Consider the following 4,148-nt stretch of genomic DNA (forward strand, 5'->3'; position numbering starts at 1 on the left):
TAAAAATCTCACCCTTTATGGAAACTTTCCAGAAAGTCGTTCAGTTCAACATTCTTTTGGGAGAAGATGGTTGGCAGCCAGTCCAGCATGGTGTTGCGCAACCATTTTTCCGCTATCGGGCGTCTTGAAGCCCGAAAAAATCTTTCAATCCAAATCCTGTAGGCGGAGATAGGACATGAAGCAAAAGTCAATGCTGGTTCTCGCTCTGGTTGTTATCGCCAGCCTTGTCCTCGCCGCCTGCCAGCCTCAGACGATTGTTAAGACCGTCGAGGTGACCAAAGAGGTCGTCGTCACTGCGGCACCCGGCGCCGGCGCGATAGACCCCAATGCAAAGTTCCAGCTCACCTACTTGAACGTCTGCTTTCCTTCGTCTATGGCCGTCACTGACCTGATGCTCGCGGCCTTCGGCGCCAAGTATCCAAACATAGACGTCAAGGTGGACTGCGCGCAGGGAGACTACGCCGAAGGCATCTTCGCTCAGGCTGCCGCAGGCAACCTGCCGGACGTGGTCTTTTCGGCCGATCTGTTCACCGTGCCATTCGTAAACGCCGGCGTGCTCCTCGACCTCGAACAATTCGACAAAGCTGACGAATCGTTCAGCTTCGACGACATCTATCCGAACATCCTCGCCCTGGGCCAGGTGCCCGGCAAGCCCGGCACGTACATGATCCCGGCGTCATGGGACAGCGTGCAGATGTACTACAACAAAGACCTGTTCGAGAAGTCAGGCGCGCCCGTGCCAACAGACGAATGGACCTGGGATGACCTGATCACGGCCTGCAAGGTTGTGCAGGAGAAGAACCCCGGCGTGTACTGCGTCGGCAACGGCGGCACCGAGGGCTGGGATTGGTGGGCTTACTTCATCCCGTGGATCGTCGGCCACGGCGGGTATCCGGTGAGCGAAGACTTCAAGACCTCGACGTTCAGCTCGCCCGAGTCGCTCGCCGGCATCCAGGCCTACGTGGACTTGTGGACCAAGCACAAGGTGACCATCCCCATCGGTGAGCAACTGCCTAGCGGACGCGACGGTTGCTTCATCGCCGGCAAGTGCGCCACCTACTTCATGATCCCAGGCTTGATGAAGACCTTCCGCGAGAAGATCACCGACTTCACCTGGGATGTGGTGCAGATGCCCGCGCTGCCCAAGAAGCGCGTCACCGGCATGGGCACGTATGGCTATGGCATCAGCAAAGACAGCAAAAACCCGCAGGCAGCCTGGGAGCTGATCAAGTTCCTGGCTTCGCCCACCGGCCAGCGCCTCAGCCTGACGAACTACATCGGTGTGCCGTTCCTCAAGTCCATGGCAGACGATCCGGTGTATGAGCGCCTGCAGCCGCCGCCGCAGAACATCAAAGCCTTCCTCAAAGGCGGCGAAATCGGCATCTTCCCGCCCAACGGCTACCCGCCCAAGTGCGGCAGCCTGTACGCCGGCTTGATCAACCAAACCATCCGGACGGCGCTCGAAGAATCTATTCGCGGCGTCAAGACGGTCGAACAAGCCTTCAAGGATGCCGACGCAGAGATTCAGTCCTGCCTGGATACCGCGCAGTAGCGTTCGCTTTCAGCCCTCACAGGGTTCGAACCCTGTGAGGGCTTCGCTCGAGGGGAGATGGTCACACAACCGACAGCACCAAACACGCGCCGGACACGTCGTAGCAAGCTCTACTGGCGCGAGGCGATTCAAGGCTATGCATTCATCATGCCGGTCGTGCTGGGCCTGATTCTGTTCGTCTTCGGGCCAATGATCGCTTCGCTATATATCAGCTTCACGGAATACAGCATCCTTCAAGCCCCGATGTGGGTCGGCCTGCGCAACTATGTAGATATGTTCACGCGCGCGCCGCTACGGGTAATGCATTCGTTGTGGATCACGGTAATCTACGCCGTATGCTCCGTGCCGCTCATCCTGGTGACCGCGCTGGGCGCAGCCCTGTTGCTGAACCAAAGGCTACGCGGTATGCGTTACTTTCGCACCGCGCTATATATCCCCACCGTCGTGCCACTCGTCGCTACAGTGTTCGTATGGGGTTGGTTGTTGAATCCATCGCTCGGCTTGGTCAATGCAACGCTCAAGCTGCTCGGTTTACCGCCCGGCACATGGCTTTCCGAACCGAACACGGCGCTACCGACGTTGATCATGCTAAGCGTCTGGGGAATTGGTGGCTCTATGGTGGTCTTTCTAGCTGGTTTGCAGGGCATTCCCGAATCGCTGTACGAAGCCGCCAAAATTGACGGCGCCAACGAATGGCGCACATTCTGGCATATCACCCTACCCCAACTCTCACCGACGATCTTCTTCCTGCTCATCACCGGCATCATTTCAGCCTTCCAGTACTTCGCGCCGGCTTTCATCCTCACCCGGGGCGGCCCGTTGTTCGCGACGTATTTCTACAACTTGAACCTATATGAAAAGGCGTTCCGGTGGCAGTTCATGGGCTTAGCTTCGGCCATGGCCTGGCTGCTGTTCATCATCATCATCGTGCTCACCTATATTCTGTTCCGATCCTCCGACGCCTGGGTGCACTACGAGGTGAAACGATGACGACGCTGCACAAGCCGATGCGCACAACAGCGCACTCGAGCGCTGCATCCTATGCACGACGTCGCAAATTGCTGCGCGGCTTACGTGCTGTTTCCGTCTATGCCGCGCTCACGATGATGTCGTTCATCTTCCTGTTGCCATTGGCATGGATGATGCTGACCGCGATCAAGACGCCGCAAGAGGCCATGCTATTTCCGCCGACCATCATTCCGCAGACGCCCCGGCTGGACAACTTCATCAAAGCGTGGAACTACCCCGGCATGCAGTTCACGCGCTGGACGCTCAACACATTGTGGATTTCGCTCACCGTCGTCACCGGTGTCGTGCTCACATCGTCGCTATGCGCGTATGGCTTCGCACGCATCCGCTTTCCAGGACGGGGATTCTGGTTCGCAGCCACGCTGGCTTCGGTCATGCTCCCGCCGCAGGTCACACTCATTCCGCTCTACATCCTCTTCTATCGCATCGGCTGGCTCAACACGTTCAACCCACTGATCATCCCCGCTTGGTTCGGCGGCGGGGCACTCAACATCTTCCTTCTACGCCAATTCTTCATGGGCATTCCGGCCGAGCTGGAAGACGCCGCGTACATGGATGGCGCAAACCGCCTACAGATTTGGTATCGCATCTTTTTGCCGTTGTCCATGCCGGCGCTGCTCACCGTGGGTATCTTCACGTTTCAAGCGACGTGGAACGATTTCTACGCGCCGCTGATCTACCTCACCGGCCGTGACAACTACACGCTCGCATTAGGCATCAATTTGTTCAACAGCCAGTTCGGATCGGAAATCCAATACATGATGGCCATCGCATTCTTAATGACCATTCCGATGATCATCGTGTTCTTCGTCGCCCAGCGCTACTTCGTTCAGGGCATTACCCTCACCGGCATCAACCGCTAGACCTGTCCATCGCCGGCGCGAGCCATTTCCCTACTCGCGCTTGCAGGACGCGCTTGAGATGGTCGGGCGCACTCCTGCGCCTTTCCCGGTTTAGCGCACAATAGCACCCATGCACCTCGTCGAATCGCTGGAGGCCTTCCGCGTCGTCGTCCCGCTGCCGGAGCCGCTGTTCGTGTGGGGCAGGGTGATCACCGAGCGCGAGTTCGTCTTCGCCCGCGCGCAGGCCGGCGGGCAGACCGGCATCGGCTACGGCCTGGGCCGCGTCGCCGGCATCGTCGAGATCATCGGACGCCACCTCAAGCCGCTCGTCGTCGGCCGGCCCGCGCACGCCATCCGCCCAACTTGGGAGGCTGCGCGACGTGCCATGCGCATGATCGGCGAGGGTGGCGCATTCGCACGCGCGCTGTCCATCGTGGACCTCGCTCTGTGGGACCTACACGCTAAGCTGATAGGCGTGCCGATCTGGAAGCTGCTCGGCGGAGAACAGCACGAGGTTCCGTGCATCGCCATCGCCGGCTACTACCAGCCCGACGACCCGGTCGGCAAGGTGCGCCGCGACGCCGAGGCGCTGGCCGCTGCGGGTTACACCGGCTTCAAGCTACCCATCGGCGAAGATCGCGACCTGGACGTGCAGCGCGTGCGCGCCATGCGCGAGGTGGTGGGCAAAGACGCCCTCATCGGCGTGGACGCTTCGGGCACATTCG

At 59.4% G+C, this 4,148-nt stretch carries 4 protein-coding genes; all 4 read left to right on the forward strand.

Annotated features, from left to right (window positions below; all coding sequences use genetic code 11):
- The first annotated feature begins 190 nt into the window (after positions 1-190).
- On the forward strand, positions 191-1,552 hold the full coding sequence (locus tag GXH28_RS15180) for an ABC transporter substrate-binding protein (RefSeq protein WP_169239863.1): 1,362 nt from the start codon (positions 191-193) through the stop codon (positions 1,550-1,552).
- Positions 1,553-1,609: 57 nt separating this feature from the next.
- Positions 1,610-2,542 carry a carbohydrate ABC transporter permease gene (locus tag GXH28_RS15185; RefSeq protein ID WP_169239864.1) on the forward strand — a complete coding sequence of 311 codons (933 nt, stop codon included), beginning with the start codon at positions 1,610-1,612 and terminating at the stop codon, positions 2,540-2,542.
- On the forward strand, positions 2,539-3,444 hold the full coding sequence (locus GXH28_RS15190; RefSeq protein WP_240550447.1) for a carbohydrate ABC transporter permease: 906 nt from the start codon (positions 2,539-2,541) through the stop codon (positions 3,442-3,444). The genes GXH28_RS15185 and GXH28_RS15190 overlap by 4 nt, the downstream gene beginning before the upstream one ends.
- 109 nt (positions 3,445-3,553) lie before the next feature.
- On the forward strand, positions 3,554-4,148 hold a 595-nt coding region (locus tag GXH28_RS15195), incomplete at its 3' end, for an enolase C-terminal domain-like protein (protein WP_304515803.1).

It is taken from the genome of Candidatus Roseilinea sp. NK_OTU-006 (assembly GCF_012931985.1).
In the GTDB taxonomy this organism is placed as follows: Bacteria; Chloroflexota; Anaerolineae; order J036; family Brachytrichaceae; genus JAAFGM01.

Coding starts and splice junctions, on each gene's coding strand:
- GXH28_RS15180 (WP_169239863.1), top strand. CDS start 191: ATGCTGGTTCTCGCTCTGGTTGTTATCGCCAGCCTTGTCCTCGCCGCC.
- GXH28_RS15185 (WP_169239864.1), top strand. CDS start 1,610: ATGGTCACACAACCGACAGCACCAAACACGCGCCGGACACGTCGTAGC.
- GXH28_RS15190 (WP_240550447.1), top strand. CDS start 2,539: ATGACGACGCTGCACAAGCCGATGCGCACAACAGCGCACTCGAGCGCT.